The 16516-nt window shown below is 59.7% G+C and carries 18 protein-coding genes; 7 read left to right on the top strand and 11 right to left on the bottom strand.

What is annotated here, in order from left to right; all coding sequences use genetic code 11:
- From WAW39_RS10745 to WAW39_RS10735, 3 genes are all read left to right on the top strand, one after another.
- Positions 1–654 (top strand): amino acid ABC transporter permease (locus tag WAW39_RS10745; protein WP_422318594.1); only part of this gene is annotated, 654 nt, incomplete at its 5' end.
- Positions 644–1381 (top strand): amino acid ABC transporter ATP-binding protein, encoded by a 738-nt coding sequence (locus WAW39_RS10740; protein ID WP_422318592.1) that lies wholly within the window; start codon positions 644–646, stop codon positions 1379–1381. The genes WAW39_RS10745 and WAW39_RS10740, both read left to right, overlap by 11 nt.
- A gap of 73 nt (positions 1382–1454) precedes the next feature.
- A complete protein-coding gene (locus WAW39_RS10735; RefSeq protein ID WP_422318590.1) occupies positions 1455–1622 on the top strand; it encodes a hypothetical protein in 168 nt (55 codons plus the stop codon).
- Positions 1623–1659: 37 nt separating this feature from the next.
- On the opposite strand, the gene WAW39_RS10730 is transcribed toward WAW39_RS10735, so the two are convergent.
- Both WAW39_RS10730 and WAW39_RS10725 read right to left on the bottom strand, forming a co-directional pair.
- Complete coding sequence (locus tag WAW39_RS10730; protein ID WP_422318588.1) at positions 1660–3618, bottom strand: hypothetical protein; 1959 nt, start codon at positions 3616–3618, stop codon at positions 1660–1662.
- Between the two features lie 12 nt (positions 3619–3630).
- A complete protein-coding gene (locus tag WAW39_RS10725) occupies positions 3631–4038 on the bottom strand; it encodes a hypothetical protein (protein ID WP_422318586.1) in 408 nt (135 codons plus the stop codon).
- A gap of 177 nt (positions 4039–4215) precedes the next feature.
- On the opposite strand from WAW39_RS10725, the gene WAW39_RS10720 reads away from it, so the two are divergent.
- A complete protein-coding gene (locus tag WAW39_RS10720) occupies positions 4216–4359 on the top strand; it encodes a hypothetical protein (protein ID WP_422318584.1) in 144 nt (47 codons plus the stop codon).
- Positions 4360–4386: 27 nt separating this feature from the next.
- On the opposite strand, the gene WAW39_RS10715 is transcribed toward WAW39_RS10720, so the two are convergent.
- Genes WAW39_RS10715 through WAW39_RS10700 form a run of 4 tightly spaced genes read right to left on the bottom strand, consistent with a single transcriptional unit; the run spans position 4387 to position 8911 of the window.
- On the bottom strand, positions 4387–5004 hold the full coding sequence (locus WAW39_RS10715) for a L,D-transpeptidase (protein WP_422318582.1): 618 nt from the start codon (positions 5002–5004) through the stop codon (positions 4387–4389).
- Positions 5005–5008: 4 nt separating this feature from the next.
- On the bottom strand, positions 5009–5299 hold the full coding sequence (locus WAW39_RS10710; RefSeq protein ID WP_422318580.1) for a hypothetical protein: 291 nt from the start codon (positions 5297–5299) through the stop codon (positions 5009–5011).
- On the bottom strand, positions 5296–5871 hold the full coding sequence (locus WAW39_RS10705) for a DUF1318 domain-containing protein (RefSeq protein WP_422318578.1): 576 nt from the start codon (positions 5869–5871) through the stop codon (positions 5296–5298). The genes WAW39_RS10710 and WAW39_RS10705 overlap by 4 nt, the downstream gene beginning before the upstream one ends.
- Positions 5855–8911, bottom strand: a complete 3057-nt coding sequence (locus tag WAW39_RS10700) for a hypothetical protein (RefSeq protein ID WP_422318576.1) — start codon at positions 8909–8911, stop codon at positions 5855–5857. Before WAW39_RS10700 ends, WAW39_RS10705 begins: the two co-directional genes overlap by 17 nt.
- Before the next feature lie 131 nt (positions 8912–9042).
- Between WAW39_RS10700 and WAW39_RS10695 the strand changes: the two genes are divergently transcribed.
- Positions 9043–9579 carry a DUF6702 family protein gene (locus WAW39_RS10695; RefSeq protein ID WP_422318574.1) on the top strand — a complete coding sequence of 179 codons (537 nt, stop codon included), beginning with the start codon at positions 9043–9045 and terminating at the stop codon, positions 9577–9579.
- A gap of 246 nt (positions 9580–9825) precedes the next feature.
- On the opposite strand, the gene WAW39_RS10690 is transcribed toward WAW39_RS10695, so the two are convergent.
- From WAW39_RS10690 to WAW39_RS10670, 5 genes are all read right to left on the bottom strand, one after another.
- The gene (locus WAW39_RS10690; protein ID WP_422318572.1) at positions 9826–10491 is read right to left on the bottom strand and encodes a DUF6882 domain-containing protein; all 666 of its coding nucleotides are present in this window, start codon (positions 10489–10491) and stop codon (positions 9826–9828) included.
- A 90-nt stretch (positions 10492–10581) separates the two neighbouring features.
- Positions 10582–11496, bottom strand: coding sequence for a sugar phosphate isomerase/epimerase family protein (locus WAW39_RS10685; protein WP_422318570.1), 915 nt, complete (start codon positions 11494–11496; stop codon positions 10582–10584).
- Positions 11497–11658: 162 nt separating this feature from the next.
- Positions 11659–12327 carry an ATP-dependent Clp protease proteolytic subunit gene (locus WAW39_RS10680; RefSeq protein ID WP_422318568.1) on the bottom strand — a complete coding sequence of 223 codons (669 nt, stop codon included), beginning with the start codon at positions 12325–12327 and terminating at the stop codon, positions 11659–11661.
- A gap of 63 nt (positions 12328–12390) precedes the next feature.
- The gene (sugE, locus tag WAW39_RS10675; protein WP_422318566.1) at positions 12391–12717 is read right to left on the bottom strand and encodes a quaternary ammonium compound efflux SMR transporter SugE; all 327 of its coding nucleotides are present in this window, start codon (positions 12715–12717) and stop codon (positions 12391–12393) included.
- 47 nt (positions 12718–12764) lie between these two features.
- A complete protein-coding gene (locus WAW39_RS10670) occupies positions 12765–14717 on the bottom strand; it encodes a serine/threonine-protein kinase (RefSeq protein WP_422318564.1) in 1953 nt (650 codons plus the stop codon).
- 142 nt (positions 14718–14859) lie between these two features.
- Here WAW39_RS10670 and WAW39_RS10665 point away from each other — a divergent pair, with 142 nt between their 5' ends.
- Both WAW39_RS10665 and WAW39_RS10660 read left to right on the top strand, forming a co-directional pair.
- Complete coding sequence (locus WAW39_RS10665; RefSeq protein ID WP_422318562.1) at positions 14860–15798, top strand: ribose-phosphate diphosphokinase; 939 nt, start codon at positions 14860–14862, stop codon at positions 15796–15798.
- Between the two features lie 60 nt (positions 15799–15858).
- On the top strand, positions 15859–16516 hold a 658-nt coding region (locus WAW39_RS10660), incomplete at its 3' end, for a 50S ribosomal protein L25 (protein ID WP_422318560.1).

The following is a 16516-nucleotide window of genomic DNA, read 5'->3' as shown; positions in this document are numbered from 1 at the left end:
CCGTGGCGCTGGGGCGGGGTGTGGCAGTATCGGTCGCAGTTTGTGAATGGGTGGCTGACGACGATGGGGCTCTCGCTGGTGGCGATGGTGGTGAGCATTGGCTTTGGTTTTTTGCTCATGCTGGGCCGACGGGCGCCGTGGCTGCCGGTGCGGATGGGGTGCGGCAGTGTGGTGGAGGTGGTGCGGGGATCGCCGCTGCTGGTGCAGCTGCTGATCGGGCATTACATCATCGCGCAGGCGCTGCACATTGATCAGCCGCTGTTTACGGGTGTCATTTTGCTGGGGTGTTTTGAGGGGGCGTATCTGGCGGAGATTTTCCGGGGGGCGGTGGAGAGCATCAGTGCCTCGCAGCTTGAGGCGGCGCGTGCGGTGGGCTTTAGCAAGGCGCAGACGTACCGGTTTGTGATCATCCCGCAGGCGCTGAGGCGGGCGCTGCCGGGGACGACGGGGCAGCTGGTGTCGCTGATCAAGGATTCGTCGCTGCTTTCGGTGATCGGGATCGAGGAGCTGGTGCAGAAGGTCAAGATCATGAACGCGGCGAACTTTGCCCCGCTGGAGGGCTACCTGCCGCTGGCGCTGGCGTATCTGGTGGTGACGCTGCCGCTTTCGCATCTGGCGCGTCGATTGGAAGGGAGGTTTGCGTATGAAACTTGAAACGCATGCGGTGACTAAAAGGTATGGCGCGCACGCGGCGCTGGACGGGGCTTCGTTTGCCACGGGGGACGAGGCGCGGGTGATCGCGCTGCTGGGGCCTTCGGGCGGGGGGAAGTCCACGCTGCTGCGTGTGCTGGGGAGTCTGCTGGTGCCGGATGACGGGCATGTGAGCATCGATGCGCGTGCGCTGCCGCATGATGAGGAGGGGGCTTTGAATGAGCGGCGTGGGAATGGTTTTGTGTTCCAGGGGTACAATCTTTTTCCGCATCTCACGGCGCTGCAGAACATCGCGCTGCCGCTGCGGGAGGTGCATGGGATGAGTGAAACGCAGGCCACGCAGCGGGCGCTGGAACTGCTGCACCGACTGGGGCTGGCAGGGCATGAGCATAAACGGCCGAGCCAGCTTTCCGGAGGACAGCAGCAGCGTGCGGCCATCGCACGGGCGCTGGCGCCGAAGCCGCGTTTGCTGCTGCTGGATGAGCCGACTTCAGCACTCGACCCGGTGATGACGGGGGAGGTGCTGGATGTGATCCGCGAACTGGCGGAGGCGGGACAGAGCATCATCCTGGCGACGCATGAGATCAGCTTTGCGCGGAAGGTGGCGGACTGGGTGGTCTTCCTCGTTGGCGGGAAGGTGCAGGAGTCATCCACTGCTGCGGAGTTTTTCACGAGGCCGCAGACGGAGCTGGCGCGGCAGTATTTGGAAGGGTTGTCGAAGTACCGCTGATCAATGGCGGAGGAGAGAGCTTCTTATTTGAAAGAGGTACGCGCAGGGATGGTGGAAGACGCGATGTGATGGTATGAAATCACTCTGCTGCTTCCTTGCCTTGTTCCTTGTCTCCGTGAGCGCTCTTTCCAGCTGCAAAAAAGGCCCGGCGGAAAAGATTGGCGACAAGATTGATGATGCCACGGACTCACGGCCTGCTGAAGGAGTGCGTGATGCTGTCGAGAAGGCGACCGGCAAGTAATGCAACCTGGCGCGCGCGTTTCGGAGACGAAACCGCTCTAGTTGTTGAGCGCTGAGGCCGAGGTGGGTTCGGGGATGGTGGGCGGTGGTTGGTCGCCGTTTTTGACGACTTCGACGAGACGCTTGATGCCATCGCGGGCCATCTCGCTAAGGGGGTGCATGCTCTTGGCTTTCAAATACCAGGCGATGGCGGAACCGATCTGCTGCTTCTCCTCCTGCTGACGGGCGTTTTCGATGGCGGTGACGAATTCGCTGGCCTTCACACCGAGGTCTGCGCGCAGTTTGCTGAGCACGGGATCGTCGGGGTAGAGCTTGGATTCCTTCTCCACTTTTTCCCATGCGGCGGGAGCGCTGCTGGCGGCCATTTCTTTGGCTCCGCCGAGGATGAGTTCGAGGCGGCCCATGTCCTTGAGGACTTTTTCGAGCTGCTGCTTGCGGGTGAGGTCATCGGCGACGGCGGCGATGAAGGGGGCTTGGTTTTCGAAGATCTGGCGGTAGTTGCGCTGGCTAAGGAGGCGGTCGAATTCCATGAGGGCCTGGGACTTCATGTCGGTGGACTGCATCATGTGCTCGCTGAGCTGGGTGACGCGGGGATTGGTGGGCCAGATTTCGGCGGCGGCCTTCATCTCCTTCTCCACGGTCACGGCATCCTTGTTGCCCATGGCTGCGTTGGCGTTGTTCACGTGCAGATTGCTCATGGTCTTGGCGGTTTGAATCGCGGCGAGGGGCTTGGCGTATTCAAAGTCGTCGGAGGTGGTGCGGAGTTCCATGACGACGGTTTCGGCGCTGGAATAGTCCTTCATTTCCAGGAAGGAGAGGAGCTTGTTTTTCTTGCGGACGAAGTCGAGGACCTTGGTCTTTTCGGACATGGGGAGGCGGCGGACGCGGGGCAGGTACTCGCCGATGGCGTAGGCTTCGAGGAGGCGGTTGCTGGCGCTGTCCACATCGCGGCGGGACACGAGGTTTTCGAAGGAGACGAGGGATTCATCGACGCTGCGGATGGCTTCGAGGGAGAGGCCGTCGATCATGCTGACGGTGGGAGGGACGCCGAAGCTGCTGGAGAGGAGCTTTTGGACATCGCTGTTCTTGTCGAGCTGCAGGATGCTTTCGCCGTCGCGGAAAAGATTGGGGTAGAAGCGGCAGGCGATGACGGCGTGCTCAAAACGACGCTGCATGAACATCTGGATGATGAGGGCCTGGAACTGGATCTTGCTGGTGATTTCGGAGAGGCCCATGGCTGTCTCGTTCAGTTTGGTGCGGGCTTCGATTTCAGCGATGCCCTTGATGTAACCGGAGGTGCGGCCGACGGTATTGGTATTGGACTGCTGGCTTTGCTTTTCGCTTTGCTGCTGGTCGGTTTTGGTGGAGCCGCCGGTTTTGACCATAGGGGTGCTGTTCATGGCCACCTCAGCGTTCCATTCGAGCTGCTTGCGGCGCTCCATCATGGCGGTGTTGGCGAGCTTGCGTTCGTTGACACGTTTCTGGGAAGTCCAGACATCCCAGATGGCATTGGCGACGGCATTGCAGAGGCCACCGTCGATTCTGGCGGCACCGGCCTCCGGCAACATGGCAAAAGCTTTCATGACTTCAGGACCGCGGATCTGAGCCTTGGTGACGGGGTCGGTGGCCTTGTGCGTGGGGGCGAGGAGTTCCATGATCTGCGCCATGAGATCACGGTAGGCCTGGTCTTCAGGGCCATTGGCCTCAGGCGTGGTGAGATAGGTCTCAAACCGGGAGCGCATGAGGCGGTTGTTGGTCACATTCCAAAGCTTGCCGTTGAAGGAGACGTTCTCGGAGCCGGGATCGGCCATGGGCATGTTGCCGAGAGCGGTCTGCGTATCGGTCTGGCGGTCGGCAGCGCTGCCGGGCACCATGTTGTAATTGTTATTGGATGTGGTGCTGGCCGGGGGCGCACCCGCACCGGGGCTGCCTGGGAGAACCTGGGCGCTGGCAGGAGACAGCGCTGCTAGGACGAGGGCAAAAGTAAGGCGCTTCATGACGGTGTGAGATTACGCTTTGATGAGTTCGAGCACTTCGAGCACGCCGGTTTCCATGACGCGCACTTTAAAGATGTAACGCTGGCGGCGCTGAATGTTGGCCCCTTTGTAATCCGGCGGCACCCAGACAGGAAGGTAAGTATTGCCTGCGCCATCGCTGATCTGCAAGCTGAAGAGACGGCCGTCTGCGCTGCGCCAGTTGTCGAGGCGGTCGTCCACGACGCCCTCGACCTTGTATTCGTTGCCGCTGAGGGCGGTGGCGTTTTCCATGAACTCACTGGCACTGAGCTCGGTGACGCCAGTCATCGCATCAGTCGAACGATGCATCAACGCAAAACCACCGCCGCCGACGAAAGCGAGAATGGCGATCAATCCCATCCAGTGGGTGGGGCGGACTCCAGATTGGGCACGGCGTGACATGGGTGGATCAGGAAGTTTTGGGTGGAGGGATCAGTAAAAGGCAGGCTAAAAATCGACGACAAACGCTGGCTGTCCAATCCAAGATGAGGCAGGTTGTGATGAATGGGGGACTCCGGCAGAACTAATATCCGCACTTATCGTGATTCGTTTCAAGGAATCGGATGCGGCACTGGCTGCATGGTGCATTTGGTTTTAATCGGCTTCCTCTCTCTGGCGGTGCTGGTGTGGTGCATCAAAAATCGTGCCTGGGAGCTGAGTGTGACGGTGGAAATGCCGGCGGAGAAGAAAGCCGAGCCGGAACCGGCCGAAGCGGCCCCGTAATTTTTTACGCTGGTGACAGGGCTGGGGTCATGGCGCGTCAGGGTGAGCGGCGCTGCTGCCACGGATGTGCACCGGAGTACCCACCTGGGCATGCTCCCAGATCACTTGCTGGGGCTCGGCAGGAGTGCGGATGCAGCCTTTGCTGGAGAGTTCTCCCGGCTTGAACTCGCCCTGATGAATGCCCACTCCGGGCCAGGTGAGCCGCAGCCAGTGTGGCATTTCGTAGCCTTCGTAGCGGGTGCCCGGTGGCTGCGGGCCGTGATGCTCCCAGACGCGCCACACGACCACCTCACGCGTGTCCTGCTTGACGAACTTGCCATAGCGGTTGGAGAACTTCGTCGGCAGCTTTTCGAGCACCTTGAAGTGACCGGTGGGCGTGGGCGAGGTGTTCCGCCCCGAGGAAATTTGGGTGACGACGACGGCCACCTTGTCTGCGTTGAACAAGCGCATTTCCTGCCGGGAGAGGTCAATTTCGATGCTGGCCGCCGCCGGTTTCAAGGCTGAGGCCAAGGGGGCGTCGATGTGATAGACGGGCTTGGGCAGTGAGGGCGTCAATGGTTTGCGCTGCAGCAGTGTGCAAGCGGGCAGGAGACACAGAATCAGCAGAGATGGCAGCCGCATGAAAGAGGGCAGCAGATGAAGCATGGCCTCATTTCCCGCCGCTTTCGTCGATGTCAAAAAATTTTCCGGCCACGGCCCAGGCCAGATCTGTGCGTGGCAGGATGCCGTCTCCGCCGATGTAGTAGCGGCTGCAGATGATGTAGTTGTCGCGAGACACTCCGGTGCTGGTGCCGGCGGAGAAGATGGCGGCGACTTTTAAGCTGAGCGAGCCGGCGATGCCATGCTTCTGCTGCATGTAGGTACGGAACTCGGTCTCGTTGGGATTCGTGAAGGCAAGTACGACAATCAACGAAAAGAGGAGAAAGAGGATGAGTCTCATGGCTTGGGTGTGGCTGGGATGGGTGGAGTGGTGGTGGTTGGTTGGCTGGCTGGGGGAGTCGTTTTGGCGTCCACCCGTTTTAACTCAAACGAGCCGGGTGTGGAGCCTGGAATTTCAATCCATTCGCCTGGTTCGGCCTGCTCGCTGCGCAGGCGCCACTGCTCGCCCTCGATCTCGTAGAGAGGGCGGTTGGCCTCCTTTGCTTTCTGGCGCATGAGGAGCATGCGGTCTTCATTTTCGGCGGCCACGGCTTTTTTCACCTGGGCACCCCAGTCGCCGGCGGGCACTTCACGGATTTGGAGCAGACCGCGATGATCTTCGCTGACGAGCTGGTTGTTTTTCAAGGTCTGGATTTCCTGCATGCGGTTGCGCATGCGCTCGGTGGCCTCGCTGGCGTTTTTGAGAGCCTCCTTGTCCTGGGGTTCGTCACCCCGGTACTGGTAAACATCCAGCCGCATGTTGAGGTTGACTTCGAGAGGCTTCGGCGTGGTGATCGGGACCTCGGGCAGCTTGCAGGCGGCCAGGATAAATGAGGCGGCGCAAAGGATGAGTCGTTCAGTTTGCCAAAGCATCAGCGGTTTCGGGTTTGCGGGGTTCCTCTTTCCAGCGGTGATCGTAGACATTCACATCGAACTTGCGCGAGCCCTTCGGGCCGAGGAATCGCAGGTGACCGCGGCCCTCACGTCCGTAGAAGCGTGCTTTGCCATCAATGTTTTCATACTCGAAATCGCGCAGTGTTTCCAGCCCGATGCGAGTTATTTGATCTCCGATGGTGCCGGTCAGCGCCTTGGGGAGGGATTTGATCAAGTCATTGAGCGCGGCGATGCTGAAGCGGCCATGCGAGCGGTTTTGGAATTCTGCATCGCCCTGATAGAGTTCGTTCTTGTTTCCTGTGGCGACGATCTTGCCCTGCACCTTGCCGTCGATCAGGAAGTAATCCGGGAACAAGGTGGTTGTCACGGGCTTGAGATCCACATCGGTGCCGGCCACCCAGCCATCCCAGGTGAAGGATTCGTCCAGATAGATGTCGAACGCGCCATTCACATAGCCGCCGTAGGCCGAACTGCCGAAGAGACCGTAGATGCCGTGCACGTCGTAGGTCACGCTCAGGTGGGCTTTTTCAAAGTGGAGCTGCTTCCAGCGCAGCTGCTCGACGGTGAAGGTCTCGGTCAGATTGTTGTTCCGGTCTTTCATCGGCAGATTGAAATGCACCTGCCCTTTCATGCCGCGGAACTCGAGCTTCAGCTCATTGAGCGTGTAATCGTCCGACGGGATGTCGAACTGGGCATCGAGCTGGCCGCTTTCGAGCTTCGAAGTGAAGCTGAAGGGAAAGGGGCGGCTGATGCCTGCGAGAGGCACGCCCTTTGGTGCGATGATCAGCTTGCCATCGGTCACTGACAGGGTGTCCACCTGCCAGCCGGGGGCGGTGGGTTTTGGCGGTGCGGGAGGGCCAAAGGTGGCATCCGAAATGGGAGCTTCGCCCTTCATTGATTTGCGGTAGTTTTCCACATACCAAAACAGATCTTCGCCCACATAGAGAACGGGGGAGACGATTTCGACGCGGTCAATGCGGCGGTGCAGCAGGCCATCGAGGGTGTAGTTCACATGGATGACATCCATTTCCGCCACGGTGCGCAGGGCTTCGTGCGGGGAGGGGATGCGCAGGCGTGTGAGCTGGATGCTTTGTGGCTCCACGTTTTCCGCGAGGCCGTCCAGATCCAGAGGGGTCTCGTTGGCGGTGAGGTTCACATCAAAACGCACCGGGGGCATGCCGGGAGCGATGCTCATGAGCGTGACGCCGAGTTTCTCCACTTCGATTTTGCCTGCTGTCCAGCGCGCTGCGGCGGCATCTGCTTTGGTTTGAACCACTGCTGCATCACCAGTGAACAAAGTCATCAGTGCATCTCCCGCCGCCACATGACCTTCCGTGATCTTCAATGAATCCAGGCGCCGCGTGCGCCACATGTCCGGCAGCGCCGCCTGCACCTCCACCTCCGCGAAATTCAACACCGGCAAGCTCGAACGTTTGGGGATGCTCATCTGAGCGGATTGAATGCGCAGATGCTGCTTGGATTGCTCTGTCGTGATCGAGAAGTGAATCGAAGATTCCAGGCGCTCCGCCAGTTGCATCGCGATGTCGAGCTCGGCACCCGTCACCGTGAGGGAGCCAAACTGCAGCTGCTTCCACCAGGGCAGGGCGTGTTTGAGAGGTGACTTCACCGGGGGTGTTTCGATCTTGTCAAACCATGGACCGTTCTCGGGAGTGAAAGCAAAATGGGGGGCCGTGAGCACCAGTGATTCCACCTGCCACAACTCGCGAAAGCTGTCGGGCACGAGTTCCAGTGTGGCGGACTTTGTCTGTGCGAAGGGGTTTGGCTGGATGCCGGCGGCTTTTGGATTCCAACGCAGGGACACATCTGCCAGGGCGAGTTTTTGCTTCACTGCCGAGCGCAGTCCCTCTGAGGAAATATCCAGCGCTTCCAGGCTGGTGCTCCAGTTCAGGTCACCCGTCAGGGGGCAGAGTTCGGTGGGCGTCAGTTTGAGCGTGCCGCCCTGCACTTCCAGTGCATCGATCTTTGCCTGCCAGGCGGTGGACTGTGTGGATTTGCTTTTGGGCAGCAGGGCTGTTTCCAGTTCACGGGTCCATTCGATGACTGGTTTTTGCAGGAGTCCGCGCTCCACATGCCAGAGGCCGTTTAAGTCCTGGGACGCTTTCAGATCCAGGGCTGCGACATTGATCCCACCGGGTCCGGTCAGCGGCTGCAGGTGCAGATTTTTCAGATGCAGCTCCTGAGTACCGCCTGAGAGCAAGCCCGAGTTTGAGAGTCTCACGTCACGCCCCTCCCAATCAAACTGCAGACCGCCGCGCAAGGGGGGCAGTTTGGCCCTGAGTGCGGGACTGAGCTCCTGCAGCCAGGCGAGATCAAAGCTGCCGCCGTGCAGCGAGGCTCTTTTGAGCTCGATCTCGTTTCCGCGCATTTCGGTTTCGAAGTGCAGGCTGCTGAATACGGGCTGGCCGCGCCACTCGGCCTGCTGCAGGTCTGTGATGACGGTTTTGAACGAAGGGAATTTGCTGCCGCCGACTTCCAAGGCCTGCACCTTCTGCGTGATGATCACACTGCCAAGGGGCAGCCAGTTATCATCGCGCACGATGAACTTCGTAGGGGTGAGATCAACCAAGTCCAGACGCCAGCGGAATGAGGAGGATTCCGCGACTGCCGGGCTGGCGGGTTGAGGTGGTGACGGCAGCAGCCATGCCAGCGGCACGTCCACCACGGCATCCTCCAATTTGAGGCCGCCGAGGTTTCCCTGGTAGAGCTGACCCCAGCGAGGCCGCCATTCCAAATGGCCCACGCTTGAGATGTGTTTTGAACTGGGAAGGTGCAGGGTGCTGACCTCCCGCACGTGCAGGGCTCCGTCCTGCCAGTCCAGGGAGACGACTTCCACCTGCATGTCGCCGAGAAAACGGCGCAGCAGTGCATTCGTGATGGGCACGCGCTGGTGCCATGCCCAGCTGACCAAGATGCACAGCAGGACGATGCCCGTGAGTCCGAGACGCCAAGTCCAGCGCCATAAGCGGCGGAGTTTGGAGAAGGGGGCGGCGGAATTCACTCAGCCAGAGTATCAGGAAGTCGTGGGTTTGCCACGATGTGATTTGCGATATCCTGCTCGAAATGAGGGGTTTGGCGTGAAGGTGAGGAGGGCTTGCCTGCGAGGATGCCGGGGGCTAAGTTGAAGGTTCCATGCGCGTCTTGCGGGTCATTCTCTATTTGCTGGTGGCAACGTGTCTGCATGCGCATTCGGTGCATACCTCGACTGCGGAGGCGGAGTACAATGCGAAGACGAAGAAGCTGGAGGTGAGTCTCACGGTTTTCGTGAGCGATCTTGAAGTGGCGCTGGTGCGGAAGAGCGAGCGGGAGATGCGGATCGACAAGACGCCTGCGGCGGAGTTTGATGCGCAGATTCAGGCGTATCTGGCGAAGACTTTTGTGGTGACGGATGAGGCTGGGAAGGTGGCGAAGATGGCGTGGGAGGGGAGAGAGATGGATGACGCGAGTGCGAAGAGCGGGGATCCGGCGGTGGTGTTGTTTTTTGAGGTGGAGGTGCCGGAGGGGATGGGTGGGACGACAGTGAGGAATGCGGTGTTTTTTGATCTGTTTAAGGATCAGATGAATCTGCTGATGCTACGAGAGGGGACCGTGCAAAAGGAAGTGCGCTTCACCCCTGAGCATTCATCCAAGGAACTGCGGGTGCATGAGACAAAGCCGGCGAAAGGTTGAGCGGCATCGTGGCTGTGTCATGGAGTTGAGATGCATGCGGCGGGGCTCATTGCAGACGCTGCTGGTGAATGCTGGGTGTGGCGAAGTGGTGGGTTTGCTTTCCGGGTTCCTTTCCCGATAACCCAGGGAAGCACTCGCTAAAGCTCGGCATCCCTGGGCTGAATTACGGAAGGCCGTTGGCCTTCAAGGCAGGCATGGGTGGAGGCCATGCGGCAAGACCATGATGCCATGGATTCGTGAAATATGTTACTGGCGTGGAAGGATCTCAATGTCATGAAAGGTGAAAAAGGCGCGCATGTCACCTTCTCTGCCGCCGTAGGCGCCTTCAGCATTTGTCAGATAGCAAGCGAGCGATGCGAAGGCCCAGGCATCCTTCTCATCAACAAAAAGCTCTTCATGATCGAACCCGGCAACGCGCCGCTGGATCATGTGATTGCGGATGATTTGAGCGTCTGACTTTGCGTCTTCGGGTATGGACTTATTGGCCCATGCCCAGAGCCAGGATCTGCGCGAATAGACATAAGAGCCCACCAATTGAGCGCGAGTGCGCACGATTTTATCTTTGAAGGTAAAAATCAAAGTGCCTTTCTCGCCATCCCAATCCCAGCGTTCCTCATCGCCCAGCTTCCAAACGCCCGCATGGGCGGAGGTTTTAATCTGGAGATCATTGATGGCCCTCTCCATGATCTGTTCATGCGTCATTTTTTCGTCCTGAGCCCGGTGCTCTGCATGAATTGCAGCTATCTCGGCTTCACTCGGAATTGGTGAAGGGAATGATTCCTTACTTGGTGCATTTGAAACTTGAGAGGAACGGTTTAGCCAGAGAAGCGCGAGTGCGATCAGAGCGATGGAAGCGACAAGAATGGCAGTCATCGTTGTTGCTCGATTAACGGTTTTCGTCTCGTCAGGCATGTGGCGACTCAAACATTGATTGTCTTACTTTGTGATGAAACGGAGCGGCAGGATCGAGGACGAGTTCGAGTAGGAGGACGAGTCAGATGGTTACCCAAAGTATGGAGAGAGCACGTTGCGGGCGACTTTGATGGCTTTCATGCGGCCTTCGAGGGTTTTGCCGAAGGTGTCGTCTTCGACTTCGATGCAGAGGGGGCCGTCGTAGCCGATGCGCATGAGCTCGGCCATGAAGGCGGCCCAGTTGATGTCGCCGTAGCCGGGGATGCGTGGCTGGTGCCACTGAAGGGGGAAGTCGAAGCGGCCGACTTCGTTGAGGGCGGCGCGGTTGATTTTGACGTCTTTGGCGTGGACGTGGAAGAGCTTGGATTTGAACTCGGCGAGGGGGCTGAGGGGATCCATGTCCTGGAGGATGAAGTGCGAGGGGTCGTAGTTGAGGCCGAAGCTGGATGAGTCGATGTCGTTGAAGGCGCGGCGCCAGATGGCGGGCGTGGTCATGAGGTTTTTGCCGGCGGGCCATTCGTCGCGAGTGAAGGACATGGGGCAGTTTTCGATGCCGATTTTTACGCCGTGATCCTCGGCGTATTGGATGATGGGCTGCCAGGTTTTGAGGAAGCGCGGCCAGTTTTCATCGACGGTCTTGGTCCAGTCGCGACCGACGAAGCCGGTGACGAGATTCACGCCGAGCTTGGGGGCGGCGGCGATGACTTTTTTGAAATGGGAGACGGCTGCGCGTGAGACTGCGGCATCGGGATCGAGCATGTTGGGGTAGTAGCCGAGGGCGCTGATGCTGACGCCCTGATCCTGACAGTGGCCGAGGATTTCCTGGGCCTGGCTTTTCGACATGGCGGTGACGTCTATGTGGGTGACGCCGGCGTATTTGCGCTCGGCTTTGCCGACGGGCCAGCACATGACCTCAACGGTGGAGAAGCCTTCGTGGCGGGCGAAGTTGAGGACGTTGTCGAACGAGAGTTCGGGGAGGATGGCGGTGACGAAGCCGAATTTCATGAGGGATGGGAGAAGTGGAGTGAGGGAGTGGTGTTTAGAAGGCTTCTTTTTTTCGCAAAGGAATGGTGAGCAAAGGAATGGGGAATTCTGAGTGTGTTTCAGTGTTTCCTATGGGCACAAAAAAGGGCGGGATGTGAGTCCCGCCCTTTTGGAGTGAATGTGTTACTTGGCTTCGGCAGAGATGTCTTTTTTGCCTTCGAGGACTTTGTCCACGAGGCCGTATTCGGCGGCCTGGGCGGCGGACATGTAGTTGTCGCGGTCGGCGTCGCGTTCGATCTGCTCGACGGACTTGCCGGTGTGGTGGGCGAGGATGCGGTTGAGGCGCTTCTTGAGGCCGAACATGTATTCGACGGTGCGCTCGACATCGCTGGCGGTGCCGCGTGCGCCGCCGGAGACCTGGTGGATCATGATGTCGGAGTTTGGCAGGGCGTAGCGCTTGCCCTTGGTGCCTGCGGCGAGGAGGACGGCGCCCATGGAGGCGACGAGGCCGATGCTGTAGGTGCAGACATCGCAGGTGAGGAACTGCATGGTGTCATAGATGGCAAGGCCGGCGGTGACGCTGCCGCCGGGGCTGTTGACGTAGATGTTGATGTCCTTCTTCGGATCCTGCATCTGGAGGAAGAGAAGCTGGGCGATGATGATGGAGGCCATCGTGTCATTGACCTCGCCACCGAGGAAGATGATGCGGTCCTTCAGGAGGCGGGAGTAGATGTCATAGGCGCGCTCGCCACGGCCTTCGGACTCGATGACGGTGGGGACCATGTAACTGGACTTCGGCGCGATGGAGGTGGGGAAATCGGAGGGAAAGTCGGAATATTGGCTGGGGGTCATGGCGGGAATGAAGAGGTGGGGGGGGGAGTTGTCAATGTGGGAGGAAAAAAGCTGGATGCTGGATCAGACCGGGGAGGATGAGGCTAACTTCAAACCGACGACGCCGGAGACGATGAGCAAGATGCATACGAGGCGCGCGGCGGTGCGGGGTTCATCAAAGATGAAAATGCCGATGAGTGCGGTGCCGATGGCACCGATACCGGTCCAGATGGCATAGGCGGTGCCGAGGGGCAGGGTGCGAAGAGCGAGGGAGAGAAAGAAGAAGCTGGCGATCATGAGCGCCACGGTGATGAGGCTGGGCCACAGCCGCGTCCAGCCGGCGGTCTGTTTTAAACCGACGGCCCATGCCACTTCGAGAAGACCGGCGATGATGAGGTGAAACCAGGGCATGATGAAAACGAGATTACGCTTCGATGCTCATGTCGAGCGTGCTTTTTTCAGAGCATCTCCAGGGTGATGTCTTTGAAAGCGACGATGCGCCAACCGTTGAGGGATTCGCCATCGAATAGAGCGAGCTTGGCTGAACCGGTGGCTGGTGGAGGGGAGATGGAGGCCTTGGAGGATACCTTTGCGGCACGCTGCTTGCGGCGGGTGACGACGTCGTCGCGCTTGGTGCGGACGGCGGCGGCGTCGGAGGTGCGGCCTTGAGCGAGGACTTCCTTTTCCAAAGCATTGAGGACTGCTATGTAGCGATCGTAGAGGGGCAGGGAGGAGGCGTCTTTCTGCTGAGCGTAATTTTTCTCCGCGGTGCGGTAGGCGTTGCGCAGAGTGACCACGGTCTTGTGCAGACTCGCGGGGTCGATGGACGGCATGAACTTATGCGTGGTGAAGCGCTGCTTTTCTTCACGCAGGGCGATGGCTTCATCGAGCCGACCGGCTTTGGTGGCATCCTGCATCGCGCGATCAAGCGCCGTGACATAACCTGTGCCCAGGGTGTCGAGCTGATCGACATAAGCGGTGTTCACTTCCCGCTCAAAGGCGGTCTGAAACTGGGACTCCAACTGAGCCAAGCGGTGAACGATTGACTCATTGGTGGTGGCAGGAGGAGAGGGCGGGACTGGCGTCACCGTGGCGGGAGGGGTGGCCGGTGCCATCGTGGGTGGTGTGCTGCTTGGGGGAGCAGGTTTCACCGGAGGCGGAGTGTAGGTGGGTGTGACGGGCTGCGGTTTTGGCGTTGGTTGTGGGGTAGGAGTGGTGGCGATCTTCGGCGTGGGAACCTGAGGAGGGGGTAGTGGTGTTTTTTGGGCAGGCTCGGAAGGAGTGTGCAGATCGGCCGGGTGCTGACGGTTGGCGATGAACCAGCCGCCGACGCCGAGCATGAGCAGCGCGGCGAAGACGTAGGGCATTGTCGAGGACGAGGCGGCTTTGGGTGGTGGTGGCGCCTGATATGGATCGGGTCTTGGCGCGGTGTGCTGCTGGGCGGAGCCGGGATTGCGTGAGGAGGGGACGACGGTGCGGCCGGGTGTCTGCGGGGGCTGCTTGGGCAGCACGGCGCTGGATTCCTGGCCTGAGACTGCGCGGGGTGTGGTCAGAATGATGTCCAGTGCCTGACGGAGTTCGTGGCTGCTTTGATAGCGCTCCTCGCGGTCGTGCTCCAAGGCGCGGCGGATGATGGCGTCAAAGCGGGGATCGATGCTGCGAAATTTCTGCGACGGCATTTTGAACATGCCGCGCGGGATGTCGCCGGTGAGCATCTGATACAGCATGACGCCGACAGCGTAGATGTCCGCACGGCCGTCCACATCCGTGCCTAACATGAGTGCCTCAGGAGCCACATAATCGGGGGTGCCCATGGTCATGCCGGTTTGAGTGAGGCCGGAGTTTTGTGCTTTGTCTGCAAGCTTGGCGAGGCCGAAGTCGGCGACTTTGACGCGGCCTTCGATGTCGATGAGGACATTGGAGGGCTTGATGTCACGATGCACGATGCCCTGCTTGTGCGCGTAGCCGAGGGCATCGCACAAATGCGCGGTGATGGCGAGGGCGTGCTCCTGGGGCAGTTTGCCTTCGCGGGCGATCATGCGCTGGACGTCGGTGCCATCGACGTACTCCATGACAAAGTAGAGCTGGCCGTCCGAAGTGCGGCCGAAGTCATACACGCTGACGATGGCGGGATGATTCATGCGGCCCATCAGGCGGGCTTCGTTTTTGAAGCGCTCGGCAAAGGCGAGATCCTGCCGTTCGATGGCTGGTGGGAGCAGTTTGATGGCGACGGCGCGATCCAGGCTGAGCTGCACGCCTTTGTAGACGGCGCCCATGCCGCCACGGCCGACGAGCATGTGAACCTCATATTGGGGCAGAATTTCCTGCAATTCCGCCGGTGTGGGCGGTTCCCAGCGCCAGCCGCCGCCCGTGGTCTTCGGCGGAGGGATGGGATTGGAGGAATCACTCATGGCTGGGCTAGGGAAGGAGAGGCCGATTTAGCAGCAGATTTACCTCCAGAGGTACGAGAAGTTGTCTGGAAGCACAAGCATTGAGACACGGAATGACGCGATGGGTTGATTTCTGTGACAGACTCGCCTAACTCCGCGCCCCATGAATGAAAGTCTGAAGATCTTAAGCGGCTCCGCCCATCCGACGCTGGCGAAGTCGATTGCCCAAAACCTGAACATGGCCCTCTGTGCCGCGGAGCTGACCACGTTTCCGGACGGCGAGACCTTCGTGCAGATCCATGAGAACATCCGCGGCGGTGATGTCTTCATTGTGCAGCCGACCTGCCCGCCGACGAACCAGAACCTGATGGAACTGCTCATCATGGTGGATGCCGTGCGTCGTGCGAGCGCCAACCGAATCACCGCTGTGCTGCCGTTCTTCGGCTATGCGCGCCAGGATCGTAAAGACCGCCCGCGGGTGCCGATCACTGCGAAGCTGGTGGCGAATCTGCTGGTGGCCGCCGGGGTGAACCGGGTGCTCACGGTGGATCTGCACGCCGGGCAGATTCAGGGTTTCTTCGACATTCCCGTGGATCATCTGTATGCGGCTCCCGTCTTGATGAAGACCATTCGCGAGCGTGAAATCAGCGATCTCGTGGTGGTCTCTCCCGACGTGGGAGGCATCAAAATGACGCATGCCTTTGCCAAGGCGCTGGGTGCTCCGATGGCGATTGTGGCCAAAAATCGAGTGAGTGCCGAAGAAGTGGAAGCCCACAGCGTGATCGGTGATGTGGCGGGGAAAAATGTTCTTCTGGTGGATGACCTGACTGAAACCGCCGGGACGCTCACTGCGGCCGCCGACCTGCTGCTGAAGCACGGGGCGAAAAAGATTTATGCCGGTGTGTCGCATGCCGTGCTGGGAGAGAAAGGGCGGAATCGCATCGCCAAATCACCGATTGTCGAGCTGCTGGCCACGAATTCGACCCCGCAGGCGACCGGTGAAAAAGTGACCGCTTTGGACATCGCCCCCCTGCTGGCGCAGGCCATTGCCCGCATCCACGGGAACGAGTCTGTCACATCCCTGTTTGACACGCGGGGGTAGGCGTGTATTCTCCGCGCCCTTTTTCCAAAACTTAATCTCCTCCAGTGAGGAACCCCGACCATGGCTAAAATTCTCGATCTCCAGGCAGAAGTCCGCACCCAGTCCGGTACTGGTGCCGTCAAACGCATGCGCAAAGCAGGCACCATTCCAGCCGCCCTTTATGGTCGCAAGGTGAAGCCCTCCAGCATCCAGGTGCACGGCAAAACTTTCTCGAAGCTTCTTGAAGGCAGCGCCTCGGACAACATTCTTGTCTCGCTGAAGATCGCCGGAGCCGCCGAAGACCAGCTCGCGCTGGTGCAGGAAGTGCAGCACGACTACCTCCGCGGTGGCATCCTCCACATTGATTTCCATGCCATTGCTGCTGATGAAGAAATTCACGCCAACGTGCCTGTGGTCACTGTCGGCGAAGCCAAGGGCGCGAAGCAGGGTGGACTGGTGGAAGCCATCCATCACGAAATCGAAGTCCGCTGTCTGCCGAAGGATCTGCCAGAAAGCATCGAGATCGACGTCACCGGCCTCGAAGTTGGCCAGGGCATTCACGTCCGCGAAATCGCCTTCCCTGCAGGCGTCACCTGCCACCTGGGTGGTGATGTGGTCATCGTCATGTGCGAAGAGCCGAAGGTTGAAGTGGAGCCTGAGCCGACCGCTGCCGCCGCCCCTGCTGCTGGTGCCAAGCCAGCCGCTGGCGCTGCCGCCGCTCCTGCTGCCGGTGCCAAGC

Origin of the sequence: Prosthecobacter sp., assembly GCF_049294395.1 — a bacterium.
Classification (GTDB): Bacteria; Verrucomicrobiota; Verrucomicrobiia; order Verrucomicrobiales; family Verrucomicrobiaceae; genus Prosthecobacter.
This window is presented reverse-complemented; position numbering and strand designations above follow the sequence as displayed.